The sequence below is a fragment of the Telluria sp. ZT3P25 genome, assembly GCF_059685895.1.
In genome coordinates this window covers 1,970,750-1,996,108 of the sequence record NZ_JCASIJ010000001.1, presented here as the reverse complement: position 1 = coordinate 1,996,108, position 25,359 = coordinate 1,970,750, and the positions used below count along the sequence as shown (strand labels likewise).

Below are 25,359 nucleotides of genomic sequence, written 5' to 3'. Positions count from 1 at the left end.
GATGCTCAAGCCCGCCTACGCCGGCGTCCTCGCAGCAGGGCGCGACCAGTACAACGCACGCATGCGCGAGGCGCAGCGCCGCTATCCAATGCTGTCGCATGACGTGTTTCGCGCGTTTCTCGACAACGCTGGCGCGATCGTCGACGCGGTGGCGCCCGAACGTGTGCAGCCGGTCGTCGACAGCATCTACGATCTCGGGCTGGCATTGACCGGCCGCACACTGATCGGGCCAGCGGCGCGCTCACCAGTGCTGCAGCACGCGTGGCGCACGCTGTTTCCCCGCTTTGCCACGCTGATCGCGCGCGAACCGGCGCAGGTCCTCGGGATGCTGAGCAACGCCGTGGTGCACCTGGAGGCGATTCCAGGAACGCGGCTGACGCAGTGGATGGATGAGATGCGCGGCCTTGCGATGCAGGTCGGCTCGGTCGATGCCTTGCGGGCCGTGGGACAGATTGCGGCCTGGCGCGCCGGCGCCGCGCATTTTCGCGCCGGTGCGCTCGCCGCGGCGGCAGGGCTGCCCGCACCGCTGGCGCTGGCCGCCCTGCACGCGCCCGATGGCATGCAGGTCGACGCACTGTTACGGCAACTGGCCGGCGACCCGTGGTGGCAGGGGTTTGACCCGCACGCGTGCCGGACGCGTACCTTCGGTGCGTTCACCGGCTTTGGCGGGCCATTTGACGCACCGCCCACGGTGAAGCCGGATGGCAACGGCTTTCTGGTGCACGCGGGCGGGCGCGTATTCTTTTTGCTGGCCGATGCCTATGGTGCGTCGCTGCAAGCGGCAACGCTGGTCGAGTTCGAGCGCGCCGACCCTGGCCGTGTGCCGACCACGCTCGCCCATGCGCAGGCATGTGCGAACGCCACGACAATCGCGATCACGTCGCCCTTTACCCATGCGATCCGACTGGAGGCGCGGTCATGAGCCGGCCACGCACCCCGCCGGTCGACGACGCGCTGATCGCGCGCTGGCGCGCCGCCTGGCCCGAGGCACTGGCGGTCTGGAGCCGCTACACACGCCTGCACGATCCGCGTCTGTGCAGCACGACGGTCAGCGCCGCCGGGGAAGGGTTGAGCGGCAGCTTCGCGATGATCCGCCTGCTCGACCAGAGCGTCGTAATCGACCTGCAGGCGGTGCGCCAGTACGCGCTGGAAGACTTCGGCGTCGAAATCCTGGCCCACGAAATCGGGCACCACGTGCTGGCCCCGGCCACAGCGCTCGACCATTTTCGCCTGATCGCCCGAATGCGGCGCGCCTTGCCGACACTCGAACAACATGCGGCGATGGTCGCCAACCTGTACACGGACCTGTGCATCAACGACCGCTTGCAGCGCCAGGCGGGCCTGCGCATGGAGGCGATTTACCGCAAGCTCGCGCAGGCGCCGGCAGGACCGGCCAGCCGCTTGTGGACGCTGTACATGCGCATCTACGAACACCTGTGGCAACTGGCGCCCGGTCAGCTGGCCGGCAGTGGCTTTGCTGACGCTGACGCACTCGATACCGACGCCTGGCTGGGTGCGCGCGTGATTCGCGTGTACGGCGCTGACTGGATGCGTGGCGCCGGGCGCTTCGCCACGCTGGTGCTGCCGTATCTGCTGAACGACCAGGCAGCACACGACAAGCTGCAGGCCTGGCATGACACCGGCGCCGCCGCCGAGGGCTGCCTGCCGGACGGGATGCATGCATTCGATCCCGACGAAGACGACGACATCGCGCACCCGCTCGACGATCCCGCGGTCAGTGGTGACGACGCGGGTACGCCCGAGCCGCAACCGGCGGCCACGCGCTCTACCGGCCAGGCACGCGAGCCATTCGAATACGGCGAGATACTGCGCGCGGGCGGCGTGGTACTGAGCCCGCATGCCATTGCAATGCGCTACTACCGCAAACGCGCACTGCCGCATCTGGTCGACTTCCCGCGCCGCCCCAGCCCGCGCGCACCTGAACCCGAGATGGAAGGGCTCGAACCCTGGGAACTGGGGGAGTCGATCGAGCGCGTCGACTGGCTGCACAGCCTGGCGCTGTCGCCGACCCCGATCCCCGGCTTTACCATCATGCAGCGCCGCATGACCGAAGAGCCGGCGTTCGAGAAGCGGCCGGTTCCGGTCGACCTGGACCTGTATGTAGACAGTTCCGGCTCGATGCCGAACCCGCAGGTGAGCACGTCGTTTCCGGCGCTGGCCGGCGCCATCGTTGCCCTGTCGGCGCTGCGCGCCGGCGCGTCGGTGCAGGTCACGCTATGGAGCGGCAAGCGCGATGTGATGGGCACGACCGGTTTCGTGCGCGACGCCGACCAGATCCTGCACGTGCTGACCGGCTTTTTCGGCGGGAGTACCTGCTTTCCGATCCATCGCCTGCGCGACACCTATCCGGCGCAGGGCCAGCGCCAGCGTATGACCCACATCCTGATGATCTCGGACAGCGGCATCACGACGATGTTCGACCGGGACGAGCGTGGCAACAGCGGCTGGGACGTGGCGGCGGCTGCGCTGCGCGCGGCCGGCGGTGGCGGCACGATGGCGCTCGATATGCCGGCCTGTTGGGAGGATTGGGCCGGGGCCTCGGGCGACAATCCATGGGGCCAGCTGCAGCGCGCCCGCGACCGCGAAGGCTGGGCCATCCACGCCGTAACCGACATGGGCCAGCTGGTCGATTTCGCCCGCGCGTTCAGCGCCCGTCACTACGGCGCGCAGCGATGAACACCGACTATGCCGACCTGGCTGCGCTGACCCGCCGGCTGGCGGACATCCCCGCGGAGTTTCTGGGTGAACCATCGGTGGCCGGGCACGGCGAGATGGCCGTCGCGGCCATCGTCGGCGATGTGCTGCGCATGCATGGGCTGCATGCATCGGGTGAAAAGCTGGCCGGCTTTCAGGGCCGCAGCGTGCACGCCGACCGCAACCGGCTGGCGCTGGCAGCAATTGCCAGCTGGCTGCTCGCCGATGAGGCTTTGATCGGCACGAACCTGCCGCACCCCGCGCTTGAAGACGTCGTGGGCGCGCTGGTGGCGGAGATGGCGGCGATCACACCGGCGCACGCGTTCGTGCATGACGCCGAGCGGCGCGAAGAACTGGTGCGCGCACTGCTTGCCCGGCTTGGCTTGCGGCCGCTGGGCGAGACACCGGCCCAGGCGCAGGACCGGCTGTCCGCCGTCAGCGCGATCCAGCGGCGCGCCTTGCTGGCGGCAAGCCGACAGGCCGAAAAACGCGCGCGCGAAGTGCGCGAGGCGCTGGCGCGCAAGCTGGCCGAGGAATCGGCCGACAAGTGGACGCGTGAATGATGAATGACCTTGCCGATCGCGAGCGCTTCCCGACCTTGACCACCGAGGGCCAGCGCATGCTGGACTTCCTGCGCGGGCATCCGAACGCACCCGTGTTTCGCAACGCCAGCGGCAACCGCCTGCAGGCGCATGAGGTCGAGGGCCAGCAGGCATTCGAGCGCGAGGTCGTCGATGCGCCGATTGACGCGACGCCGGGCATACCGCCGCCCTGGTTGTACCCGCTGATCGCCAGGATGCATGCGACCGTGCCGCATTACCGAAAGCGTGGCTCACCCCCGCGGGCATTCGACCAGGTGGCACCGGTGTCGCGCGCCGATTTGTCGGCTGACATCGCGCAGTTTGTGCCCGACGACGTCCCGCTCGAACGCATGATCCAGTTTCGCACGACCGGCACGACCGGCCATCCGCTGCTGATCCCGTCGCATCCGGTGGTCGCCGCGCGCTATGCTGCCTTTCACAAGCGCGCGCTGCGCCGGATCGGCATCGAAGCGCAGTATGGCGCCGGCCAGGTGGGGGTGGTGCTGCTTGGCTTTCAGGAACGGTGTTTCACTTATGTCTCGGTCACGCCGACGATGGGCGAGTCGGGCCTGGCGAAGCTGAACCTGCACCCGAACGACTGGCGCGATCCGCTGGACCGCGCGCGCTATCTCGACGCGCTGGCGCCCGAGATCGTGGCCGGCGATCCGATTTCGTTCACCGAGTATCTGACGTTACCGTTGACGCATGCACCGCGCGCACTGATCTCGGTTTCGATGCAACTGATGCCGGCCTTGCGCACGCAGCTCGAACAGCGGTTTGGCTGTCCGGTACTGGACATCTATTCGCTCGGCGAAGTCGGGCCGGTGGGCGTATTCGACGCCGCGCTCGACGGCCACCTGCTGCTGCAGCCGCAGCTCTACGTCGAAATTCTGGACCGCGACGGCCGGCCCGTCAGTCCCGGCACCGCGGGCGAAATCACGGTGACGGGTGGCTTCAACGACTGCCTGCCCCTGCTGCGCTACCGCACCGGTGATTACGCGTCGCTGCGTTCGAGCGCGCACGGCCCGGTGCTGGTGGGGCTGTGCGGCCGGCAGCCCGTGCGCTATCGCGCGCTGGCCGGTTGGATCAACAATATCGACGTTACCCATGCGCTCGAGCCGTTTCCGCTGTCGCATTTTCACCTGCACCAGGGCGCGGACGGCAATGTGTCGCTGCAAGTGGCGCCCAATGCAATGCACTACGCCGTGCCGGCACGGGCTGCCCTCGAACGCCTGTTCGGTGCAGGGACAGTGGTGGTCGAGGTGCTGCACGCGGCGGACAAGACGCTGCAGTACACCTCCAGTCTGGAAGGATCGCACACATGACGATCCCCGCGACCCGCTTCCGGCAAGGCCTGGTGGTCGGCAAATTCTGCCCGCTGCATCGGGGCCACATGTTCCTGATCCAGACCGCGCTGGCCCGGTGCGACGCGCTGCTGGTGATCAGTTATACCAATCCCGAGTTCGACCGCTGCGGGCCGGCCGCGCGCCAGGCCTGGCTGGACGAGCTGTTCCCGCAGGTGCGCAGCCTGGTGCTCGACGACGCGATCCTGGCGCGGCTGTGCCGTGAACGCGGCCTGCCGCAGCGCCGCCTGCCGCACAATGACGCCGATCCCGCCGTCCAGCGCGACTTCACCGCTTGGGTCAGCTGGGCATTGTGCGATACCAGGGCTGACGCCGTCTTCACCAGCGAAGCGTATGGCGACGGTTTTGCGGCCGACCTGGGCGCCTGGTATGGCGCGCGACTGGGTGCGCCGGCGCCCGTACAGCATGTCTGCGTTGACCGGCAGCGCCTGGCGGTGCCGGTGTCGGGAACGGCAGTGCGCGCGCAGCCGCATCTGGCGTACGCGTACCTGCATCCTGCGGTGCGCGCCCATTTCATCGAGCGCGTGTGCCTGCTGGGCGGGGAATCGAGCGGCAAGACGACGCTCGCTGCCAGCCTGGCCGCGCGCCTCGGCACGTGCTGGGCGCCGGAGGTCGGCCGTGAACGCTGGGATGCGCAGGGCGGCAAGCTCGGTTACAAGGATATGCTCAGTATCGGCCAGGGCCAGGTGGCGCGCGAAGACCTGCTGGCACGCGAGGCGAAGCGCTGGTTGATCTGCGATGGCAGTGCGCTGACGTCGCTGTTTTACAGTCTCGATGGATTCGGGCGCGCCGACGCCGCGCTCGAGGCGCTGGCGCGCCGTCCGTATGCTGTGACCCTCGTGTGCGCGCCCGACATCCCGTTCATTCAGGACGGCACGCGGCGCGACGCAGCGTTTCGCGCGCACCAGCACCGCTGGTATCTTGCGGCGCTTGAACGGCTGGGCGTGCCATATGTGCTGCTCGAAGGGCCACTGGAACAGCGGCTCGCGAAAGCGCAAGCAGTGTTGACGACCGGAGCTTTGGACGATCAGGCCTGCGCAGCGTACGGCGGATAATCGATATAGCCCCTGGCATCACCCCCGTAGTAGGTGCTGCGGTCCGGCTCGGCCAATGGCCAGCCGTTGCGCAGGCGCGCAACCAGGTCGGGGTTCGAGATGAACGGCTGGCCAAACGCCGCCAGGTCGATCACGCCATCGTCGATCATCTTGTCGGCGCGCTCGCGCGTCATGCCGCCAGCCAGGATCAGCGCAGTCTCGGGCAGCGTGAGGCGGAAGGTGCGCAGCAAGTCCTGGATCCTGTCGGACACGGTGGGGCCGGACGCCTTGTCGCCCATGCCGTAGCCGGATTGGTCCATGATATGAACATACGCGATGCGGCGTTCGCCGAGCGCGGCGACCAGCGCGGTGTAGGTTGCGTCGATGTCGTCGTACAGCGGCATGTCGAACAGGCGGCCGTAGGGCGACAGGCGGATGCCCACGCGTTCGCGGCCGATGCGGGCGACGACGGCATCGACGACTTCGAGTGCGAAGCGCAGGCGGTTGTCCATCGTGGCCGCGCCATACTCGTCATCGCGGTCATTGACCAGCGGATTGAGGAACTGCTCCAGCAGATAGCCATTGGCGCCGTGGATCTCGACCCCGTCGAAACCGGCCTCGATGGCATTGGCGGCGGCGTTGGCAAAATCCTGCACCACGCGCGCTACCTCGTCGGTCGCAAGCTGGCGCGGTTGGGTCGTTGCCACCATGCCCGGTGTGCCGTCATCCTTGACACCGTAGGCCATGGCGCCTTGCGCGGTTTTCGAGCTGGCGCCCACCGGATCGATGCCATCGGTCTGGATGCTCGGGTGAGACACGCGGCCCACGTGCCAGAGCTGCGCGAACATTTTTGCGCCGACGGCGTGCACGGATTGGGTGGTCAGGCGCCAGCCGGCGATCTGCGCGGGCGTGTAGATGCCAGGATTGAACAGGTAACCCTGGCCTTCGCGCGAAATGGGCGTGCCTTCGCTGACGATCAGGCCAGCGGTGGCGCGCTGGGTGTAATACAGCGCGACGGTTTCAGTGGCGACGTCGTCCGGCGCACGCGCCCGGGTCAGGGGCGCCATCACGACGCGGTTGACGAGCGGAAGAGAAGCGAGCTTGAATGGCGAGAATAACTGGTGCATGGCGTCCTTGTAGCGTTGTGGATGGATGCGGCCAGCATAAATGAATTTGCAGAATTGAATGATGGGCACGCTAGCGAATCGGGCCATCGCGCGCTGCGGGGCCGGGTTCACTCCCGCCTTACGCCAGTTCGTCGCACCACCTCTTGCCGGTGGCACGCCGGCTCGGCACAATGGATCGTCCCTGTGCTAATTACCGTTATTTTTTGAAGCGAGTCCGCATGGCCAGCCTCTCCCCGCCGATCCACCAGCAACGACGTGCGCGCCTGCGACGCCTGCTGACCGATTTGCCGCTGTCGATCGGCATCAGCGTGCTGCTGGCGTGTTTCATCAGCCTGGTGACGGGGCGCTTCCTCGAAAACATGCTGGTGTCGGTCCTGATCGGCATCGTGGCCTTCACGATCGTGTATGGCGGGCGCCTGCTGTTCATCAAGCGGCCGGTCTGGCGCCTGCGCGAATGGGCGATGTTCGGCTTGCTGGCGGTGCTGGCAGCGCCGGTTGCCCATTTCACCGGCCTGTACACGGCCGGGCTGTTGCTCGGAATACGTACGCCAACGCTGGCGGAATATCCGAGCGTGGACCGCATCAGCATGATCGTTTTCACCTTCCTGGGCACGACACTGATGGTCGTGCTGATCAGGAACCGCGAACGCATGCGGCGCGCCCAGGAAGAGCAGGCCGAGGCGCACCTGCGCGCGCAGATCATCGAGCGGCAGGCGTTGCAGGCGCAGCTGCGCCTGCTACAGGCGCAGATCGAGCCGCACATGCTGTTCAATACGCTGGCCAATCTGCAGGGGCTGATTGCGCTCGACCCGGTGCGCGCCAGCGACATGCTCGACCAGCTGATCCAGTATCTGCGCGCCACGCTGAGCGTATCGCGCAGCGAGACCACGACGCTCGAGCAGGAATTTGCTGCCATGGGGGCGTACCTGGGCCTGATGGGCGTGCGCATGGGTGAACGGCTGCGCTACCGGCTCGAGCTGCCGCCGGCGCTGCGTGCCGCGCGCCTGCCAACAATGCTGTTGCAACCCCTGGTCGAGAATGCGATCGTGCACGGCGTGGAGCCGAAGATCGATGGCGGCGAGATCACCATCAGCGCGGCGATCGAGGGCGACAGCCTGGTGCTCGACGTCCGGGATACCGGCCTGGGTCTGGGTCCGGGGCTGGGCCAGGCGCCTGCGCGGCGTGGCGGTGGCGTCGGCGTCGGCGTGGCCACGTCGCGGGAACGGCTCGAGGCCCTGTATGGTGAGCGCGCATCGATGACCTTGAATCCGGCGCCGCCGCAAGGTACGCTGGCCCGATTGACCCTTCCTCTGGAGTTCGACGAATGACCCGCGCGCTGATTGCCGAAGACGAACCGATCCTGGCTGCCACGCTGGCCAGGACACTGCAAGGCCTGTGGCCCGGCCTCGACATCGTCGCGACCGCGCCCAACGGCGTGGTCGCCGTGGAGCAGGCCCTGGCGCTGCGACCGGACGTGCTGTTCCTGGACATCCGCATGCCGGGCCAGAGCGGGCTGGAAGTGGCCGAAGAACTGGCCGAGCGCTGGGAGGGCCCGGCGCCGTTTCCGCACATCGTGTTCGTCACCGCGTTTGATGACTACGCGGTGCAGGCATTCGAGCACGCGGCGTTCGACTACGTGCTCAAGCCGGTCAGCAGCGCGCGGCTATGCAAGACCGTCGAGCGCCTGCGTGGCGCGTTGGCGGCGCGCACGGCGCTGGCGCCGGATGCACTGGTTCAGCTGCTCGGGCAATTGCAGGCGCTGGCGCCACGCGCCGCTCCAAGCGAGCGATTGACAACGATCCGGGCGGCGGTCGGCAACGCGGTGCGCATGATCCGGGTGTCAGACGTCGTGTACTTCCAGGCGATCGACAAGTATGTCAATGTGGTCACCGTGGACGCCGAAGCGCTGATCCGGGTGCCGCTGAAGGAGCTGCTGCCGCAGCTCGACAGCGCGCAGTTTCGCCAGGTAAGCCGCAGCACCGTGGTCAATATGGGATGCGTGACCAGCGCGGTGCGCGATGATCTGGGCAAGGTGATGCTGACGCTGCGTGGCCGGCCCGAAAAGCCGCGTGTCAGTCCCGTATATGCGCATTTGTTCAGGCAGATGTAGCAGAATTGGCGCTGCAACATCACTCGACGGCGGGCACGAAGAATATGCGCTCTACCTTGCCGTTTTCCTTATCGGTTTCAAACACCAGCAAATAGCCTTTTGTATAGACGCTCTCGACGGTTGTTGGCCCGACGACGTACGCAGGATTGGTGTCATAGTCATAGTAGCCAGTAGGGCGGCCGAGCAGTGCCACGATGTCACTGCCGTTCGACCGCTTCAAATCATGTTTCTTTAGCAGCGATGCCGTCATCTCTCCTCGCTGCAAGTCTGACGCCGTGGCCCAAACATCCGTTGTAAACTCACGGTCACCGAGCTTGTTTGCCTGGTCTTCGACAGAATCGCGGCAGCCGGCGAGCAAGGCTGCGATCAGGACAATGTAGAGACAGAAGCGCATATGTTGTAGATGTCCCGGCAGTTTCTCGATGTCGAGTATCCCAAGCCCCCATTGCGGATGAATTGGGAACCATCAACGACGGTAGATTGAGTAAAATGCGGATCTCGATTTGCTAGGCCACACAATGGAACTCCGCGCCGCCGCGCTGCACGCACTGCTCGACGCCGACCCCGCCGCCAAAGCCAGGGCGGTCGCCGCGCTGTCTGCTGCGTGCAAGGCCGGTCAGGTCGCCATCGACACCCAGGCCGTCATGACGGCGCCGGCCGGCATCCCTGGCCGTCCGGCGCGCCCAGAACTGGTGCCGCCGCTGCAGGTCGGGCGCCGCTCGATGGGCACGCCGGAAGGGCGCGCGATGCTGGTCCACGCGCTGGCCCACATCGAGTTCAATGCCGTCAATCTGGCGCTCGACGCCCTGTGGCGTTTCGACGGGATGCCCGAGCAGTACTATCTGGACTGGTTGCTGGTTGCCGATGAAGAGGCGCTGCACTTCACGATGCTGAGCGATCATCTGGGCACGCTCGGTTACGCCTATGGCGACTTCCCGGGCCACGACAGCCTGTGGGAGATGGTCGCCAAAACCAGTGACGACGTGCTGGCGCGCATGGCGCTGGTGCCGCGCACGCTCGAAGCGCGCGGCCTGGACGCGATCCCGCCGCTGCGCAAGAAAATCGCGCAGGCGGGCGACCTGGCTGCGGCGCTGATCCTCGACCGCCTGCTGGTCGACGAAGTGGGGCATGTCGAAATTGGCAACCGCTGGTATCTCGAGCTGTGCCTGGCGCGCGGTCTCGAGCCGATCGCCACCTACGATGAACTCACCGTGCGCTACAAGGCGCCCGTGCTCAAGGGGCCATTCAATATCGAAGGGCGCCGTGCGGCTGGTTTTTCCGAGGCCGAGCTGGAACGCTATCGCTGACATGGACGATGCGGCGTCGGACAGCACCGGCTTTCTGCTGACGCGCCACTGGCGCGACACCCCCGCCGGCTGCGAAGTCGAGTTCTGGCTCGCCACCGACGCCGGCCCGCGCTGCGTGCGCATCCCGGTGCAGACCCCGGTCGCCTTCATTCCCGAAGCGCAGCGCGGCACCGTCGAACAGCTGCTGCAGGATGAACGGGGCTGGGAATTGCGCCCGCTCGACCTGCTCGATTTTCAACACCGGCCCGTCGCGGGGCTGTACTGCCGCAAATACCGTCAGCTGATGCAGATCGAACGGCGCCTGCGCCAGCATGGCCTGGACGTGTTCGAGGCCGATGTGCGCCCGCCCGAGCGCTACCTGATGGAGCGTTTCATCACCGCGCCCGTCGTGTTTGCGGGACAGCCGGTCGAGGGCAATCCGCACCTGCTGGTCGAAGGCGTGATGAAGCCCGCGCCCGGCTACCGGCCGATCATCCGCACCGTGTCGCTCGATATCGAGACCACGTTCCAGGGCGAGCTGCGCTCGATTGCGCTCGAAGGGTGCGGGCAGCGCCAGGTGTACATGCTGGGACCACCGAATGGCGTCGATGGCCCGCGCGATTACGATCTCGCCTACTGCGCCACGCGGCGCGAGCTGCTCGACCGCATGGAAGCGTGGTTCGTGCAGCATGATCCGGACGCGATCATTGGCTGGAACGTGATCCAGTTCGACATGCGCGTGCTGCAGCGGCACGCCGAGGGCATGAAGCGCCCGCTGCGGCTGGGGCGCGACGGCAGCGCGATCGAGTGGCGCGAGGCTGGTGGCAAAGGCGGTGGCAATGGCAGCGGGAGAGGCAGCGGTCAGGAACACTACTTCATCTGCATCGCCGGGCGCCTCGTCATCGATGGCATCGATGCGCTGCACTCGGCCACCTGGACCTTCCCGTCGTTCAGCCTTGAAAACGTCTCGCGCACGCTGCTGGGCGTTGGCAAAGCGATCGACAATCCCCATGACCGCATGGCCGAAATCGACCGCATGTTCAACGAGGACAAGCCGGCGCTGGCCTATTACAACGTCATGGATTGCGAGCTGGTCACCCGCATCTTCGACAAGACCCGGTTGCTGGACTTCCTGCTCGAGCGGGCCAGCGTGACGGGGCTGGCGGCCGATCGCAGCGGCGGGTCGGTGGCCGCGTTCGAGCACCTGTACATGCCGCTGCTGCACCGCCAGGGCAGGGTGGCGCCGAACATCGGCGACGTCGAAGGCGCCGACAGCCCGGGCGGGTTCGTGATGGATTCGCGCTCGGGGCTGTACGACTCGGTGCTGGTGCTGGACTACAAAAGCCTGTATCCGTCGATCATCCGCACCTTCCTGATCGACCCGCTGGGCCTGATCGAGGGCCTGCGGGAGCCCGAGGAGACCACGGTGCCCGGCTACCGGGGCGGCCGTTTTTCGCGCACCCGACACTGCCTGCCGAACATCGTCACGCAGGTGTGGGCGGGCAGGGAAGCAGCCAAGAAGGCGCAGAATGCGCCGCTGTCGCAGGCGCTCAAGATCATCATGAATGCCTTCTACGGCGTGCTGGGTACGACGGGCTGCCGCTTTTTCGACCCGCGCCTGGCCTCGTCGATCACGATGCGCGGCCACGACATCATGCATCGCACGCGCGCGCTGATCGAAGAGCAGGGCTACCAGGTCATCTACGGCGACACCGATTCGACCTTCGTCTGGCTTGGGGCCCCGCATACCGAAGACGATGCGCGCCGCATCGGGAACACACTGGTCAATCATGTGAACGGCTGGTGGAAGACGCATCTGGCAGATGAACTGGGCATCGAGAGCGCGCTCGAACTGGAATACGACGTGCACTTCCGGCGCTTCCTGATGCCCACCGTGCGCGGTTCGGACGAAGGCAGCAAGAAGCGCTACGCCGGACTGGCCACCACGCCCGACGGCGTTGATGAGATGGTCTACAAGGGGCTGGAGACGGTGCGCAGCGACTGGACGCCGCTGGCCCAGCAGTTCCAGCAGGGCCTGTACGAACGGATCTTCAAGGGCGAGCCCTACGAAGACTTCGTGCGCGAGCTGGTGGCGCGGATGCTGCGTGGCGAGTGTGACGACGATCTGGTGTACCGCAAGCGCCTGCGCCGGCCGCTGGACGACTACGAACGCAACGTCCCGCCGCACGTGCGCGCCGCGCGCATGGCCGATGAACACCACCTGCGCAACGGCCGCCACGCGCTGTATCGCAAGGGTGGCTGGATCCGCTACGTGATGACGCACGATGGGCCCGAGCCGCTGGAGCTGCGCCGTTCGCCGATCGATTACGAGCATTACCTGACGCGCCAGCTCGAACCGATCGCCGACGCGATCCTGCCATTTTTGGGCGACAGTTTTGCCAATCTTACCCGCCACATCACCAGTGGGCAGGGCGCGTTGTTCTAGCCTGCAGCCCAGGCCTGGCGCAGGCAGCGGCGCGGCGCGGCAATGCTGCGGTACATGAGGTAGCGGCTGCCCGGGACCTTCAGCGCGCCGGCAAACAGCAGGTCGCGCCACAATCCCTTGCCGTCAAGCTGGAAGCATGGCGTGAGCGTCCGGCTCAGGGCCTGGTAGGCGCGCACGGTGCGCAGGCGGCTGGCCGAGTAGCGCAGTGCCCCGGCGGCCGCGCCGTGCACATCGACGCAACGGGCCAGCACCAGTGCATCCTGCACCGCCAGCGTCGTGCCCAGGCCCAGTTGTGGACTCATGGCGTGGCCGGCGTCGCCGACGATGCAGATCGGGCCGGATGCCAGCCGTGACGGCCGCGCGTGGTGGTAGCGGGCAAACGCCAGCTGGCTGTGCGAATGGAGACGGTCAACAACCGGCTTCGATTCGGGCCAGAGCGCGAGCAGTTCCCGTTTCCAGTCATCCAGCGGTGCGGCGCGCCAGGCGTCATAGCGGTCGCTGCGCAGACTCCAGAACAGCGATACGCGCAGCGCGCCGTCCACACGCTCGGTCGGCATGATGCCGTACATGCGCTCGGTGCCGCCGTAGCGCTGCGCCAGCAGATGCGCATCGGGCCAGTCGTCCAGATCGATCAGGGCCCACAGCGCGCCCCACGTGTACTGGTGCGAGGCCACCGCCAGCCCGGTTGCCGCAGGCAGCATCGACGAGGCGCCGTTGGCGATCACGACCAGGTCGAAGCGGTGCGACACGCCACCTGCATCGACTGTGCCAGCGCCGTTCTCGACGCCGATGGCTCCCACGGCGCAGCCGAAGTGCAGGCGCACGCCCAGCGCGTGGGATTCCCGTTCCAGCACGCCGCCAAGCGCCGATCGGCTGACGGCGCGCGCCTGCAAGCCGGTATAGGGAATGTCGACCAGGGTCCAGCCACGCTCGCTTTGGCCGACGAGGCGATCGATCGGCAGGCTGATGGCGTTGAACGCTGCGCCCACGCCCAGTTCGTCGAGCGCCGCCACGCCCTGCGGCTGAATCAGCACACCGGCGCCAAGCGTTGCCAGCGCCGGGTGTTTTTCAAACACGTCGACCGTGTGTCCGGCCCGGGCGAAGGCAATTGCCGTGGCCAGGCCGGCGGTGCCGGCGCCGATGACGCCGATGTGCAGGCGCGTGGCGGGTGATGCACTCATGGGTATCCTTGTGGAAACTTATTGGTGAAGTATAACGTGCCTGCGGATTCTTTCAGGACGCCGAGCACTAAGTAGAGGCGGCGGTGTCGAACTACCTGCGGCATCGCTCTCATCACCCTTAACCGGAGTGAAAAGCGTTATGCTTTGATGACGCGATCCGCCCGCGCTTGCGGGTATGCGCTGGTGGCGTCGTTTCATGAAAGTGTGACAATCCGTGGTTTTTTTGCACCGACCGACGCTAAATCTGCGATGCTTTCGGGCTGTAATGACCCAAGGAGCTGCAGCCCGTCTACAATGATTTCCGGACAGCATTACTTTTGACAGGATCAGCCATGAAATCGGTACAACAAGAAGTCGATGAGCGCAGCAATCTGACGGGAACGAACAAGTTCGAATTGCTGCTGTTCCGCCTCGGTGGCGACGCGCAGGGCAACCACAACGAGCTGTTCGGGATCAACGTCTTCAAGATACGCGAGATCGTGGCGATGCCCGAAATCACGGCCGTCGCCGGCGCACCGCAGCATGTGCTGGGCGTCGTTAACCTGCGTGGCCACATCATCCAGGTGCTCGACCTGCCGGGCATCACCGGTGTCACGCCCAAGACGGGCCTGAACATCATGCTGGTCACCGAATTCGCCCGCACCACGCAGGCGTTTGCCGTCGAGAGCGTCGAAGAAATCGTGCGCCTCGACTGGAGCCAGGTCATGACGGCCGAGAACACCGCCGGCACTGGCATGGTCACCAGCATTGCCCGCCTGCCGGAAGCCGAGGGCCAGCCGGCCCGTCTGGCCCAGGTGCTCGACGTGGAAACCATCCTGCGCCGTCTGAACCCGGAGCAGGACCGCCAGGATCTGACGCAGGCCGTGGGCAACAAGATCTCGATCAAGCCGGGTAGCGTCATTCTGGCGGCCGACGATTCGGTCGTTGCCCGCGCACTGATCGAGCAGGGTCTGGACGCGATGGGCCTGCCATTCATCATGACCAAGAGCGGCAAGGAAGCCTGGGATCAGCTGGGGGCGATCGCAACCGCTGCCGAAGCCGAAGGCGGTACGGTCTACGACCGCGTCGCGATGGTGCTGACCGACCTCGAGATGCCGGAGATGGACGGCTTCACGCTGACCCGCAACATCAAGTCGAGCCAGCGCTTCGGCAACCTGCCGGTGGTGATCCATTCGTCGCTTTCGGGCACCACCAACGAGGAACACGTCAAGAACGTGCGCGCCGACGCCTACGTCGCCAAGTTTTCGGCCGAAGACCTGTCGCGCACACTGCGCAAGGTGCTGGGCGCGTAAGCCAGCGCAGGGGGGATCACGCCGCGCAGGCCCGGTGCTATGATGCGGCCGTGATTCCCGACCTGTCCCAGTTACTAATCCTCGACAGCCTGCTGCGCGAGGGCAGCCTTACCCGCACTGCCGAACTGCTCGGCATGAGCCAGCCCACGGTCAGCCGCGCGCTGGCCCGCTTGCGTACCCACTTCGACGACCCGCTGTTCGTGCGTACCGGCCAGCGCATGGTCGCGACCACGCGCGCACTTGCGCTGGCGGCTCCAATCGCGGCCGTGCTCGACGCAGCGCGTGAACTCGACAGCGGTCCCGCCGTCTTCGATCCGCTCACCGTGCAGCGCTCGTTCGGCCTGTACATGGTCGACGGCGCCGTCGTGAACATCCTGCCGCAGTTGCTGGCCGGGCTGGCGCGCCTGGACGATGGCGCCAGCGGTCTGCAATTGCGCAGCGTTCACATCGACCCCGGCGCGATCGAGGCCCAGCTCGAGCGCGGTCACATCGACCTGGCCATCGGCCGCTTCCCGCAACTGGTCAACAATATCCGTCGGCGCAAGCTCTGGACCGACGAGTATGCCTGCGTGATGCGGGCCGGGCATCCGTGCGCCGGCCAGCTCGATCGCGATGCCTACCTGACGCACCGGCACGTGCTGATCGAGATGGAGCAAACAAGCCAGCATAACGGCGCCGTCACGCGCAAGCTGGAGACGCTGCTCGCGCCGTCGCGCATTCTGTGTCACGTGCCCAGTTACACGTCTGCCGCCCATATCGCACTGCATACCGACGCCATCGCCACCATTCCACTGCGCCTGGCCCGGCCGCTGGCGCGCGACCTGGGCCTCGTTCTCGCGCGCCTGCCGATCGACCTGCCGCCCGTGCATCTGGCGCTGTACTGGCACGAGCGCAGTCATCGCGATCCGGCTAATATGTGGCTGCGCGCGTTCGTGCGTTCCACGCTGACAGCGTCCGACCCGGCATCCGCAGACGCCTGAGGCATCAGGTGCATGCAGGTCATGCAGAATCTGCATGACCTGCATGCATCTGGCGGCATGGCCGGCACGGGCGGCGCCGCGTAAGCTTCGGCCTTCCCGAAAAAAGCCGAGGCACACCATGCTTCAACCCACACGCACGCCGGGCCGGGGCGCATGCCGCCTGGCCCTGGGCGCTGCGATCCTGTTACTGACTGGCTGCGTGTCGATGGGACCGCAGCCCACGCCCGCGCGCCTGAATGTCGATGCGGCGGCACATTCCGCGCGCACGCTATCTGCGCAGGCGCTGCCGGCATCCGCGCCTGCATCTGCACCCTGGCCCGTCCAGGACTGGTGGCGCGTCTACGGCGACCCGCAGCTCGACCAACTGGTCGACGGGGCGCGCGACGCCAGCCCCACGATTGCTGCCGCACTGGCGCGCGTGCGCCAGGCGGCCGCCCTTGAAGGCTTGGCGGCGGCCGCACTGGCGCCGCAGGCCAGCGCCACGGCGCATCCGGTGCGCCAGCGCTACAGCGACAACGGCAGCGTACCGAAACCGCTCGCAGGCAGCTGGCAGTGGGCAAACGATCTCGGGGTCAACCTCGGCTACGAACTGGATTTCTGGGGCAAGAACGCAGCTGGCGTGGCCGCTGCCGCCGGGCGTGTGAATGCACGCCAGGCCGAAGCGCAGGCAGCGCGCCTGGCCGTTGCCGGCGCCGTCGTGCAAGCCTATCTGCAGCTGGACCACCTGTACACGCGGCGCGACCTGGCCGAACAGGAACTACGCCAGCGTACCCGCATCGCCGACCTGGTGCGCCAGCGCGTAGCGGCGCAACTGGATAGCAAGGCGGAACTGCGGCAGGCCGAGATTGGCGTGCCGTCAGCGCGCGGCGAGATCGCGGCGCTCGACGAAGCGCTGGCGCTGACGCGCGGCCAGCTCGCGGCCCTGAGCGGGCAGGGGCAGGATGCTGCCGAGACGATCGCGCGGCCGCACCTGGCGCCGGCCCGGCCACCGGGCGTGCCGGCGGATATACCCGCCGCGCTGCTCGGGCGCAGGCCGGAGCTGGTGGCGCTGCGCTGGCAGGTCGAAGCGGCCAGCGGCGACATCGACGTCGCCAAAGCGCAGTTTTATCCAACCGTGAACCTGAGTGTCTCGGGTGGCCTGGCCAGCCTGGGCTTCGACCGGCTGGTCCAGGGCGGCAGCCGCACGTTTGCCGCCGGCCCGCTCGTGACCTTGCCGCTGCTCGACGGCGGGCGCCTGCGCAACAATCTGGCGGCGCGCAACGCCGACTACGATCTCGCCGTCGCGCAGTACAACGGCGCCGTGCTCGAAGCGCTGCGTGACGTGAGTGCGCAACTGACGTCGCTGCGCTGGCTGGGCGAGCGCCGGCGCGAGCAGGACGCGGCGCTTGGCGCGGCCGAAGAAGCCTACGCGCTGGCCGAGCAGCGCTACCGCGCTGGCCTCGGCAACTTCGTGCAGGTCCTGATTGCCGAAACCCAGGTTGTCGCGCAGCGCCGTGGCCAGGCCGACCTCGCGGCCCGTGCCTACACGCTGGACGTGCATCTCGTGCGCGCCCTGGGCGGGGGCTTTCAGGCCGCCATCCATTAAGAACGCTGGAATCATCACATGACTGAACAAACCAATCAGCCGCAAAGCCGGCGCAAGCTGGCGCTTGGCCTCAGTGCCGCCGTGCTGGCGGCTGCCGCCGGCATTGCCTGGTCTTCGCCCGGGGTGCTGGGCATCGGCTGGAACAGCCAGCAGACGGAAGACGCTTACGTGGAGGGCAACCTGGTGCACGTCACGCCGCAGGTCGCGGGCACCGTCACGCGCATCGCGGCAGACAACACGGATTTCGTGCGGCCGGGCGAGGTGCTGGTCCAGCTCAACGACGTCGACGCCCGGCTGGCGCTGGACCGCGCCGAAGCGGCGCTGGCCAGGTCGGCGCGCCAGGTGCGCTCGCAACTGGCCGGCGTCGGGCAATTGCGCTCAACTGTCGTGCAGCGTGAGTCCGACCTGGCCAGGGCAGAGAGTGACCTGGCGCGCCGCCGTCAGCTGGCCGATACGGGCGCCGTGTCGGGCGAAGACATCCGTCACGCCGACGATGCCGTGGGCGCCGCCCGCGCTGCCTTGAACGCTGCGCGCCAGCAGGTGGATGCGGCGCGGGCGCTGGTCGACGGCACGACGATCGAGCAGCACCCGGACGTGCTGTCGTCGATTGCCGGCCTGCGCGACGCGTCACTGGGCCTGGCCCGCACGACGCTGGCCGCGCCGGTGGGCGGCATTGTCGCCCGGCGCAATGTACAGATCGGCCAGCGCGTCGCGCAAGGCGCGCCGCTGATGGCGATCGTCCCGCTCGACCAGATGTGGGTCACGGCCAACCTGAAAGAGACGCAGCTCAAGGACGTGCGCATCGGCCAGCCGGTGGCCGTGACGTCGGACGTGTACGGCGCCGACATCGTGTTTCACGGCCGCGTGGCCGGTCAGGAAGCCGGTACCGGCAGCGCGTTTGCCGCCGTGCCGGCGCAGAACGCGACCGGCAACTGGATCAAGGTCGTGCAGCGCGTTCCGGTGCGCATCGCGCTCGATGCACAGGAGCTGGCGCGCCACCCCCTGCGCCTGGGCCTGTCGATGAAGGTCGCGATCGATACCAGCCGCGCCGATGGTCCGAGCCTGATGCAGGCCGGCGCGGTGCGCCATTCGTATGAGACGGTCGTGTTCGAGACGGAATCGCACGGCGCCGACGCAGCGATCCGCCGCGCGCTTGGCGCACCAGCGGCCGTGGTGGCGCGTTGAACGCAGCCGCCATCGGCACGACGCCGCGCCCGGCGCTGCTGGGCGCCATCTTCGTGTTCAACCTGATCGAATTCCTGTCGACGGGGATGACGGTGCTGGCGGCACCCGCGATCATGGGCCATATCGGCGCCTCGCCCGAAGAGTACGCGACCATCTCGGCGCTGTACGCCGCCGTGGCGGTGCTGGCGATTTCGCAGATGACCGTGCTGCTGCAGCGCCTCGGCTGGCGCAACTACCTGCTGGGCGCCGTGCTGTTCTACCTGCTCGGCGCATGGGTGTGCGCCACTGGCGCCAGCGTGGCCGGCTTTGCCGGCGGCCGCCTGCTGATGGCGCTGGGCGGCGGCGTGTTCATGACGGTCTCGCGCATGATGGTCAACCTGATCCCGCCATCGCCACAGCGCCTGCAGGGCATCGCCGCGTATGGCGCCGCCTTGTCGGGCGGGCTGGCGCTCGGGCCCTGGGTGGCCGCGAAGATGCTGGGCCACGAGGCATGGGGCGGAATGTTCCTGGTGCTGGCCGCGCTGGCGACGCTTGGCGCGCTGATCGCCGCACGCTGGATGCCGCAGGACGCCATCACGCTCGATCGCGCCTCCGGCGGGTCGCCATCGCGCATGCACGCCATCGACGCGATGCTGCTGGCGGCCGGCGCGGCAATCACGCTGTACGCGTTGCAGCACCTGACGTATGACTGGCATGGCGAGCGCGGCTCGCTGCTGGCACATCTGGTGCTGGGACTCGCGCTGCTTGCCGCGTTCGGGTTGCTGCATGCGCGTCGCAGCGCGCCGTTCCTGTACCTGGGCGTGCTGCGCAGCCCGCGCTATCGCCTGGGCCTCGTCATCTTCAGCGTCTGTTACGCGATGCTCGGGATGGTCAACACGCTGCTGCCGCAGGTAGTGCAGAAGGGCCTTGGCGTCGGACTGGAGCAGGCCGGCGAACTGCAGGGAACGGGGTTGCTGGCCACGGTCATCGCGTTCTTCGTGATGCTCGAACTGGTCAAGCGGCGCCCGCATCCGACCAAGTTTTTCGTCACCGGCTTTCTGATGCTGGCCTTGCTCGGCTGGCGTTTCGCGACGCTCGACCCGCGCGCCTATGCGTGGGATGCGGTGATCTTCTGGCTTGGCCTGTTCGGCGGCTTTCTGACGTTGGGGATGGCGACGACGGCAATTCATGCCTTCAAGGAGCTGCAGGCGGACAATGTGGTGTTTTCGAATGCCCAGCAACTGAAAAACATGCTGGGGCAGGCAGGCCTTGCGCTGGGCGTGGGCATGACCAATATCGGACTGCAGGAACGCACGGCGCTGCATGCATCGCGCCTGGCGGAGAAATCGTCGCTGCTGTTTGATGGCGGCGCCGAACTGGCACGGCAAGCCGGCCTGCTGGCAGGACAGGACCTGTTCTGGATCGTGATGTGGGTGGGGCTGGGTGGCGCGGCGCTGCTGGTGTTGCAGCGCCGCTTCGACTGAGGACGCAGGACGTGCGCTGCGTCCAGCCGGATTAACGGCGACGCGAAGGACCGGTGAAACGGTCGGCCAGGACGGCGGTGACGACGGCTTGCAGCACGTGGATCGCCCAGCGTTCACCGGCCTTGCGCGGGCCGGCCGCTACTTCGCCTTCGGTGATGCCCAGGACCGGCGCGATGGCGCCAATATTCACGGCGTACAGCGCCGTGCCGTACAGCGTGCCGATGGCGGCCGGCGACAGGCTTGGGGCCAGTTCACGCAGCTTGGGGACGGCGGCGGCGAATGCGGCCGAGGCGCCCAGGTGATTGACGAATTCCACGGCGCTGGTGCCGGCGTCGCCGATGACGGCGCGCGAGCCCGTCACGTCGTCGATCCAGTCGACCGCATCCCGGTCGAGCGTTTTGGTGAGCACACCCGACTTGCGGCCTGCGACCATGACGGCCGTCGTGACCACGCCTGCGATCAAGCCACCCACGATGGCTGCTGTGTATTTTTGCATGAACGTCTCGCTTGAAAAGTGAATCCGCGGCCGGGCGCCCGTGCGCCCGCAGCAGATGGAGTCAATACGATACGTGGCGAGCTTCCCAAGCTCGGTGCGGTGCTGCACCGATAACTCAGTCGCCCTTGGCCATTTGCCCGAACACCTCGTCACGCCGGACCCACGCGTGGTACAGCGCCGCGCCCAGGTGCGCCAGGATCGTGAAGAACAGCACATACGCCAGCACGCCATGCAGCGGGCGCAGGAAGCCGTACATCGCAGGGCTGTGCGGCAGGATCGCCGGCAGGTTCACGCCATCGAACAGCACGACCGGATAGCCGCCGGCCGACAGCATGGCCCAGCCGATCAGCGGCATGGCCAGCATCAGCGCATACAACGCCCAGTGCGACGCCGTGGCAGCCCACACCTGGATGCGTGGCAGATCGGCCGGCAATGGCGGTGGGGTATTGCGCAGGCGGTTCACGAGACGCACGATTGCCAGCAGCAGAATGGCCAGGCCGAGCGGGCGGTGCAGATCGAGCAGGAAATCGCGGTGGCGCAGGGACACGACCATGGCGGCGCCGACGAACAGCATCGCCAGGATCGCGACGGCCATTGACCAGTGCAGCACGCGCGCGAGCAGGTTGAAGTGGCGTGGACGGTTCATCGTACGCTCCCGGTGTGGAGGTTGCCCGTACTGATTTCACGCTCGCGGCGGTTGAACGAGACCGAATAGATCGACGAACGCGCGTGCAGCACGGGATCGTCGGTGCCGGCAATGCCCTTCGGCAGGATCAGCGGGTCGAAGTTCAGATCGAGGCATGGGCCGGCAACCTGCGGCTCGGCGCGCACCAGCGTCAGCGTGCCGGCGATGGTCTCGGGCCGCGTATCGGGCCAGGCTTTGGATGGGTCTTCGATCGGGTCGCCCGGTTCGGCGAACTGCATGACCATGTCCCATTTCAGCGGACCGGCCGCCAGGCGGCGATCAAGATCGGCCGCCAGGAAATCGCGGTCGGCGGTTTTCAGCTGCTCGGGGTCGGCCGCCACGAACGGTGTGTGCGGGCGCATAGACCAGCGCACGGCGCGCGTGGCGCCGGCAGCATTGGTCAGGCGAAACGCATTGACGCCATTGAAGCGCGTATTGGCCAGGCTGTCGGGCGTCGGCGCGCTCTTGGACCATGTCATGAACTTCTTGATTTCCGGATGGGCGGCCAGCACGGCGTCCATCTTTGCCGGATCCGGTTTGCCGGTGGCCGGGTCGGGCAGGCGGGCAGCGTTCAGCGCCTGGAAGGCTTCCGGGGTGGATGCGGCAAAGAACGGGAAGCTGTTCATCGCCATGCGCCATTCCTGGCCGTCGTCCGTTTTCAGCTGGAGCGCCATGCCGCGCACGGCCGCCTTGTTGTCGGGCGAATGTGGGTCGTTGCCAGGGCTGGAAAAGCGGCCGAGGACGGGCGTCGACGGCTGCGAAAACACGCGCGCCGTGGACAGTTGCGCAGCAGCGGGCGTTGGTGCAAAGGTGCCGACGATGCAGATGCCCTTGGCATGCGCACGGCGCACGCCCGGTTGCTGCGTGCCGGAGGCTTCGGCGGTATTGACCATCGTTTGGGGCGTAACATTCTTGTTGCCGAACCAGCCGCCAATCCAGGCGAAGAGGACTGCCAGCGCGATGATGATCAGCGCGATCGGGAGCAATAACAGCGGGGAGCCGTGGCGGGGCTTGGGCGGTGACATGGAAGGAACTCTCTTGAAATGGTCTTGGTACATACAGCCGGAAATTCGGTGGCGAATTGTCGCATGATTAACAAATTAATGCGTGCCGTCCCGTGGGGCGCCGTTGCGCGGGCGGTACTGCTGAGCGTAACGGTCCAACGCGAACCGCCAAATTGTGCAAAAATTCCGTGGTCATTGATGTCGCTTCCCACTACATATTTACATGCGCCAACGTAATCACATGCTCGTCAACCGTCACCCGGCGCCCATCACCCTGTCACGTGTCACTGAGGAAGGGGCGTGAGCGCGGCGCACGCCGACATCGCGGCATTCGACTGGAGCGGGACCCCACTGGGTGCACGCGCAGCCTGGCCTGCGGCACTCGAAGCCGTCTTCGGCATGATGCTGGCAACGCCGGTGGCGATGTGCGCCACCTGGGGACCAGAGCAGACGTTGCTGTACAACGCGGCGTACGTGCCGTTTCTCGGCAAACGCCATCCGGACGCGCTGGGGCGACCATTGCCCGACGTCTGGTGGGATGTATGGGCCGATATCGGTCCGCTGGTGGTGCGCGTGATGGCTGGCGAGGCGGTGAGTTTCACCGATCTGCCGCTGGTCATGACGCGCAGTGGCTATGAAGAAGAGACGTGGTGGTCGTTTGCGTACAGCCCGCTGCGTGACAACGGCCACATTGCTGGCTTGCTCAATATCGCCACCGAAACGACGGCCGGCGTTGTCGCCGCCAGAGAGCGCGATGCGGCGCAGACGCAGCTCATCAAGCGCAATATCGCGCTGGAGCAGGAAATTGTCGCGCGCAGGGAAGCGGCCAGCCGGCTCGCTACCGTCATCGAGCACCTGCCGGTCGGTATCTGCCTGTTCGACATGGATGGGCAAGCCATCCTGAACAATCCGGTGTTTCGGACCTTTGTCCCCGATTTCTCGCCCGCGCATGGCCTGCAGCGCGCCTGGGAACACTGGCGCGGGTTCGATGCGCAGGGCCGCTTGCTGGCGCCCGACGACTATCCGAGTGCGCGCGCATTGCGGGGCGAACTCGTCACGCCGGGCGACGAATTTCTGCGGCGCGCGGCGGACGGCACGGAAACCTGGGTCGCCGTCAGCGCCGTGCCGCTGATCGACAGTGCCGGCGCGCAGGCCGGCATCATCCTGGTATTCGACGACATCGACCAGCGCAAGCGGATACTGCTCGATCTCGAGCGCCAGGTGGCGGAGCGGGCGCAGGATCGCAATGCGCTGTGGACGCTGTCGTCGGACATCATGCTGCGCTGTACATTCGACGGGGCGATCACGGCCACCAATCCGGCCTGGTCGGCCGTGCTGGGCTGGCGCGAGCACGAGTTGGTCGGATCGAATCTGTTCGACCTGATTCATCCGGACGATATCGCGCATACGGTTGCCGGTGCGCGCGAGTTGGCGGAAGGGATCGGCCATCAACGGTTCGACAACCGCTACCGCCATCGCGATGGCAGTTACCGCTGGATCTCGTGGTCGACCCGCGCGCACGATGCGATGATCAATGCGGTGGGCCGCGACATCACGCGCGACCAGGAGCAGATGGCCGAACTGGAGGCGATGCAGAACGCCCTGCGCCAGAGCCAGAAGATGGAAGCGGTGGGCCAGCTGACCGGCGGCCTGGCGCACGATTTCAACAATCTGCTGGCCGGTATTTCCGGCGCGCTGCAGCTGATGCAGATGCGTATGCAGCAAGGGCGCTTCAATGAGTTCGACCGCTACATTGCGACGGCGCTGGGCGCGTCCAAGCGGGCCGCAGCCCTGACCCATCGCCTGCTGGCGTTCTCGCGCCAGCAAACCTTGATGCCCAAGCCGACGAACGTGAACCGGCTCGTCACCGACATGCAGGAGCTGGTCCAGCGCACGGTCGGACCGGCCGTGCGGATCGAGGTGGTGTGCGTCGCCGATGCCTGGCCGGCGCTGGTCGACGCGTCGCAGCTTGAAAATGCGCTGCTGAACCTGTGCATCAATGCGCGCGACGCCATGCCCGATGGCGGCGCCATCACGGTCGAAACAGCCAACAAGTGGATCGACGAGCGCGTCGCGCGCCAGCAGAATATGGCAGAGGGCCAGTACCTGGCTTTGTCCGTCAGCGACACGGGCGTGGGCATGGCGCCGGACGTCGTGGCGCGCGCGTTCGAGCCGTTCTTCACGACCAAGCCGATCGGCCAGGGGACGGGCCTCGGGCTGTCGATGATTTATGGGTTCGCGCAGCAGTCGGGCGGCCAGGTGCGGATCTATTCCGAAGTGGGGCAGGGCACGACCGTGAGTATCTATTTGCCGCGGCATTACGGCGCTGGCGCTGCTGAGCTGGAGCCTGACGTCGCGGCGCCCACGGCGCTGACGCAGTCGGGGCAGGTGGCGACGGTGCTGGTCGTCGACGACGAACCAACCGTGCGCATGCTGGTCATCGACATCCTGCAGGATCTCGGCTTCGGCTGGATCGAGGCGGCCGACAGCGCGACGGGTCTCAAGATGCTGCAATCGGACGCGCGGATCGACCTGCTGGTAACGGACGTGGGGCTACCTGGCGGCATGAATGGACGCCAGATGGCCGATGCCGGGCGCGCGGTCCGGCCCGGGCTGCAGGTCTTGTTCATCACCGGCTACGCTGAGAATGCCGTGCTGAATAACGGCTACCTCGACCCGGGGATGGCGGTGCTGACGAAGCCCTTCTCAATGGACGCGATGGCCGCGCGCATCCGGTCGATGGCCGAGGCGGGCGCTGTCGAAGCGGTGAGGTCCTCTGCAGGGAGTCGCCATCCACGGTAAGATTGTCGTCCTTACCACAGGAC

The 25,359-nt window shown here is 66.9% G+C and carries 21 protein-coding genes; 15 read left to right on the top strand and 6 right to left on the bottom strand.

Translation table 11 applies throughout. The features are described from left to right. Window position 1: 1 nt before the first annotated feature. Genes AC56LY_RS08990 through AC56LY_RS08970 form a run of 5 tightly spaced genes read left to right on the top strand, consistent with a single transcriptional unit; the run spans window position 2 to window position 5,715 of the window. The gene (locus AC56LY_RS08990; protein ID WP_499578479.1) at window positions 2–922 is read left to right on the top strand and encodes a hypothetical protein; all 921 of its coding nucleotides are present in this window, start codon (window positions 2–4) and stop codon (window positions 920–922) included. Next, window positions 919–2,697 carry a VWA domain-containing protein gene (locus tag AC56LY_RS08985; protein ID WP_499578478.1) on the top strand — a complete coding sequence of 593 codons (1,779 nt, stop codon included), beginning with the start codon at window positions 919–921 and terminating at the stop codon, window positions 2,695–2,697. Before AC56LY_RS08990 ends, AC56LY_RS08985 begins: the two co-directional genes overlap by 4 nt. Then, on the top strand, window positions 2,694–3,278 hold the full coding sequence (locus AC56LY_RS08980) for a hypothetical protein (RefSeq protein ID WP_499578476.1): 585 nt from the start codon (window positions 2,694–2,696) through the stop codon (window positions 3,276–3,278). The genes AC56LY_RS08985 and AC56LY_RS08980 overlap by 4 nt, the downstream gene beginning before the upstream one ends. Continuing rightward, on the top strand, window positions 3,275–4,621 hold the full coding sequence (locus AC56LY_RS08975; RefSeq protein WP_499578475.1) for an AMP-binding protein: 1,347 nt from the start codon (window positions 3,275–3,277) through the stop codon (window positions 4,619–4,621). Before AC56LY_RS08980 ends, AC56LY_RS08975 begins: the two co-directional genes overlap by 4 nt. Next, window positions 4,618–5,715, top strand: a complete 1,098-nt coding sequence (locus AC56LY_RS08970; protein ID WP_499578473.1) for an AAA family ATPase — start codon at window positions 4,618–4,620, stop codon at window positions 5,713–5,715. The genes AC56LY_RS08975 and AC56LY_RS08970 overlap by 4 nt, the downstream gene beginning before the upstream one ends. On the opposite strand, the gene AC56LY_RS08965 is transcribed toward AC56LY_RS08970, so the two are convergent. After that, window positions 5,688–6,821 carry an alkene reductase gene (locus AC56LY_RS08965; RefSeq protein WP_499578471.1) on the bottom strand — a complete coding sequence of 378 codons (1,134 nt, stop codon included), beginning with the start codon at window positions 6,819–6,821 and terminating at the stop codon, window positions 5,688–5,690. The genes AC56LY_RS08970 and AC56LY_RS08965 overlap by 28 nt on opposite strands. 218 nt (window positions 6,822–7,039) lie before the next feature. Between AC56LY_RS08965 and AC56LY_RS08960 the strand changes: the two genes are divergently transcribed. Continuing rightward, window positions 7,040–8,149: a sensor histidine kinase gene (locus tag AC56LY_RS08960; protein WP_499578470.1), complete on the top strand. Its 1,110-nt coding sequence runs from the start codon at window positions 7,040–7,042 to the stop codon at window positions 8,147–8,149. Then, on the top strand, window positions 8,146–8,931 hold the full coding sequence (locus AC56LY_RS08955; protein WP_499578469.1) for a LytR/AlgR family response regulator transcription factor: 786 nt from the start codon (window positions 8,146–8,148) through the stop codon (window positions 8,929–8,931). The genes AC56LY_RS08960 and AC56LY_RS08955 overlap by 4 nt, the downstream gene beginning before the upstream one ends. 19 nt (window positions 8,932–8,950) lie before the next feature. Here AC56LY_RS08955 and AC56LY_RS08950 read toward each other — a convergent pair whose 3' ends face one another. Beyond that, window positions 8,951–9,325: a hypothetical protein gene (locus tag AC56LY_RS08950; RefSeq protein ID WP_499578467.1), complete on the bottom strand. Its 375-nt coding sequence runs from the start codon at window positions 9,323–9,325 to the stop codon at window positions 8,951–8,953. A 124-nt stretch (window positions 9,326–9,449) separates the two neighbouring features. Between AC56LY_RS08950 and AC56LY_RS08945 the strand changes: the two genes are divergently transcribed. Next, entirely contained in the window at window positions 9,450–10,238 is a 789-nt protein-coding gene (locus AC56LY_RS08945; RefSeq protein WP_499578465.1) for a ferritin-like domain-containing protein, read from the top strand. 1 nt (window position 10,239) lies between these two features. Next, window positions 10,240–12,663, top strand: coding sequence for a DNA polymerase II (locus AC56LY_RS08940; RefSeq protein ID WP_499578464.1), 2,424 nt, complete (start codon window positions 10,240–10,242; stop codon window positions 12,661–12,663). Here the strand turns inward: AC56LY_RS08940 and AC56LY_RS08935 are convergent. Then, on the bottom strand, window positions 12,660–13,844 hold the full coding sequence (locus tag AC56LY_RS08935) for an FAD-dependent oxidoreductase (RefSeq protein ID WP_499578463.1): 1,185 nt from the start codon (window positions 13,842–13,844) through the stop codon (window positions 12,660–12,662). The two genes, AC56LY_RS08940 and AC56LY_RS08935, sit on opposite strands and share 4 nt — an antisense overlap. 332 nt (window positions 13,845–14,176) lie before the next feature. On the opposite strand from AC56LY_RS08935, the gene AC56LY_RS08930 reads away from it, so the two are divergent. The 5 genes from AC56LY_RS08930 to AC56LY_RS08910 all read left to right on the top strand — a co-directional run bounded on the left by AC56LY_RS08930 (window position 14,177) and on the right by AC56LY_RS08910 (window position 20,349). Beyond that, window positions 14,177–15,136, top strand: coding sequence for a chemotaxis protein (locus tag AC56LY_RS08930; RefSeq protein ID WP_499578461.1), 960 nt, complete (start codon window positions 14,177–14,179; stop codon window positions 15,134–15,136). Between the two features lie 50 nt (window positions 15,137–15,186). Then, complete coding sequence (locus tag AC56LY_RS08925) at window positions 15,187–16,116, top strand: LysR family transcriptional regulator (RefSeq protein WP_499578459.1); 930 nt, start codon at window positions 15,187–15,189, stop codon at window positions 16,114–16,116. 118 nt (window positions 16,117–16,234) lie between these two features. Next, window positions 16,235–17,701 (top strand): efflux transporter outer membrane subunit, encoded by a 1,467-nt coding sequence (locus AC56LY_RS08920; RefSeq protein WP_499578457.1) that lies wholly within the window; start codon window positions 16,235–16,237, stop codon window positions 17,699–17,701. Between the two features lie 18 nt (window positions 17,702–17,719). Next, on the top strand, window positions 17,720–18,886 hold the full coding sequence (locus AC56LY_RS08915) for an HlyD family secretion protein (RefSeq protein ID WP_499578455.1): 1,167 nt from the start codon (window positions 17,720–17,722) through the stop codon (window positions 18,884–18,886). Next, window positions 18,883–20,349 carry an MFS transporter gene (locus AC56LY_RS08910; RefSeq protein ID WP_499578454.1) on the top strand — a complete coding sequence of 489 codons (1,467 nt, stop codon included), beginning with the start codon at window positions 18,883–18,885 and terminating at the stop codon, window positions 20,347–20,349. The genes AC56LY_RS08915 and AC56LY_RS08910 overlap by 4 nt, the downstream gene beginning before the upstream one ends. Before the next feature lie 31 nt (window positions 20,350–20,380). Here AC56LY_RS08910 and AC56LY_RS08905 read toward each other — a convergent pair whose 3' ends face one another. The 3 genes from AC56LY_RS08905 to AC56LY_RS08895 form a co-directional block, all read right to left on the bottom strand. Continuing rightward, complete coding sequence (locus tag AC56LY_RS08905; RefSeq protein ID WP_258834285.1) at window positions 20,381–20,845, bottom strand: hypothetical protein; 465 nt, start codon at window positions 20,843–20,845, stop codon at window positions 20,381–20,383. 115 nt (window positions 20,846–20,960) lie between these two features. Beyond that, complete coding sequence (locus tag AC56LY_RS08900; protein WP_499578452.1) at window positions 20,961–21,491, bottom strand: cytochrome b; 531 nt, start codon at window positions 21,489–21,491, stop codon at window positions 20,961–20,963. Beyond that, complete coding sequence (locus AC56LY_RS08895; RefSeq protein ID WP_499578450.1) at window positions 21,488–22,555, bottom strand: catalase family peroxidase; 1,068 nt, start codon at window positions 22,553–22,555, stop codon at window positions 21,488–21,490. The genes AC56LY_RS08900 and AC56LY_RS08895 overlap by 4 nt, the downstream gene beginning before the upstream one ends. Window positions 22,556–22,834: 279 nt before the next feature. Here AC56LY_RS08895 and AC56LY_RS08890 point away from each other — a divergent pair, with 279 nt between their 5' ends. Then, window positions 22,835–25,336, top strand: coding sequence for a PAS domain-containing hybrid sensor histidine kinase/response regulator family protein (locus AC56LY_RS08890; protein WP_499578448.1), 2,502 nt, complete (start codon window positions 22,835–22,837; stop codon window positions 25,334–25,336). Window positions 25,337–25,359 lie beyond the last annotated feature (23 nt).